General features: G+C 46.1%; 2 protein-coding genes. Both read right to left on the reverse strand.

Translation table 11 applies throughout. From position 1 onward, the window contains the following. Positions 1-1,103: hypothetical protein (locus KDK15_RS18375; RefSeq protein WP_257296848.1), on the reverse strand; the 1,103-nt coding region annotated here is incomplete at its 3' end. Positions 1,104-1,173: 70 nt separating this feature from the next. Continuing rightward, positions 1,174-1,852 (reverse strand): hypothetical protein (locus tag KDK15_RS18380; RefSeq protein WP_257296849.1); only part of this gene is annotated, 679 nt, incomplete at its 5' end.

Genomic DNA, 1,852 nt, shown 5'->3' on the forward strand with positions numbered 1-1,852 from the left:
TGGCGCTTCTTTAGGCGCTCACTTTGGCGCTGTGCAAAAGCGGGATCATTCTGGTAGCGCTTCCTTCGGCGCTTCCTTAGGCGCTCCTTTAGGCACTCTGCGAAAGCGGGATCATCCTGGTAGCGCTTCCTTTGGCGCTCCCTTTGGCGCTCTGCGAAAGCGGGATTATTCTGGTAGTATTCCCTTTTTCTATCCCTTTGGTGCTGTGCGAAAGCGGGATCATTCCGGTAGCGCTCCCTACGGCGATCTCTATTTCTTTTCCTCCGGTGCTCAGCGTAATCGGGGTCATTCTGATATCGCTCCCTTTGGCGCTCCCTTTGGCGCTCCCTTTGGCGCACCTTTTGGCGCTCTGCATAATCGGGATCATTCTGGTAGGGCCGCCTTTTGCGCTGTGTACAAGAGGGATCTTTGCGAAGCTCGCCCGGGGGCTCTACTACTGAAGAGTTGCCATGAGTAGCTGCTTCTGCCCGGGTCGTTTGGTTATTATTTGTTGTTTGGTTCAGGTTTAGTGGGTTAACTACAGCAAGTGGTCGAGCATCTTCTGGACTTGAGGTTACGACAGGAGTATTGATTAACTGATACTCTGGGTCCGAATGGCTCGTTGATGTTGGCTCCCTGATCTCAGGCCCGATCCCCAATGTGCATACCTGCTGAATAAAGGGAATACCTGATGCTAACAATAGCGCATCATTATTGGATTCATTACCAGAATTCCAAGGTGCATATGCGTCAAGATCTGATGTTGGTATCTCAGGAATATCAGTTCCGAAAGAATCCTCTGTATCGGCAAGTATCAGGGTTGTATCATATTCATTCAATAAATTTAAATAATAATTATTGTTATTTGGTTGTATGTCTGGTTGACTATTGTAAATAGGAAAACGGGGGGGACACCTCCGAACAGACATGCCTTGAAAAGACGGCTGTTGTTCATTCGTCCTATCATGATACGTCTCTTCTATTAAATTCGCATAAAATTCAGCAAAAGAAACATCGTAAGGCGGTAATGTATTTAAGTGATCCATTGAATTATTCAATTCTTGAATTACAGATTTAGACCACTCATTAACTAGAAAAGTTCCTGTCTTAATCAATTCATTCAATATGTTTTAAGCACTTGTTATCGGCTGGTTGAAAGAGGCAAGCACTAAGGCTGGTGCACGACACACGGTCTTATTCAGGATGCATCATCGCAAGCAGTGCTCTGATAAAGTCCTTCCTCTTTATCCCGTAATCATTAATATGATGCGTTGTCGCCAGCCAGTCGATGACCCTGTGCTCAAAATCATTACGGCAAACATGGCTAGTCAATTTCATTTGAAGGTTCCTGGTAAGTGCATGAAGACGTTGTTGTTCTTTTTGTAGCTGTTGGGTCCGGCTGTGGGGTTTTCCGGGTTTGCCTTCAAAGTGCAGAGCGATGAACTGCCGGGCCTTATTCAGGGTAAGCAGGTAGCGTATAAGCAAGCCATAAATACGCTCATCGGTGTTTTTGGGGTTGTTAAAAAGCAGGGTTCGAGGTAAGTCAAATACTGCACCTTTTTGCAACTGTTCTGTCAGCTGGTCAAGGTTATCAGTAAGGTATTCCAGCGTATCGTTCAGTAATCTGGTTTCTTCAGCAAATGACAAACACCATACCGGCCTATCAACGCCAGGAACCTGAACGGCCAATTGTGCGGAATTTCCATGGGTTACTCTGCCGTTAACACTGACCTGAAGCCCCATTGCTTTCCTACCCAAATCACCGTCTTTAAGCTGAATATTGTAGGTTTTTGGCAGTTTAATCGCCTGACATCCCGGGATTGGCCAGATGATGATGTTTTGGGGGATTTCAGAATCCCTGCCGGTGTTAAGT

The sequence above is a fragment of the Endozoicomonas sp. YOMI1 genome (genome assembly GCF_024606345.1).
Taxonomy (GTDB): Bacteria; Pseudomonadota; Gammaproteobacteria; order Pseudomonadales; family Endozoicomonadaceae; genus Endozoicomonas.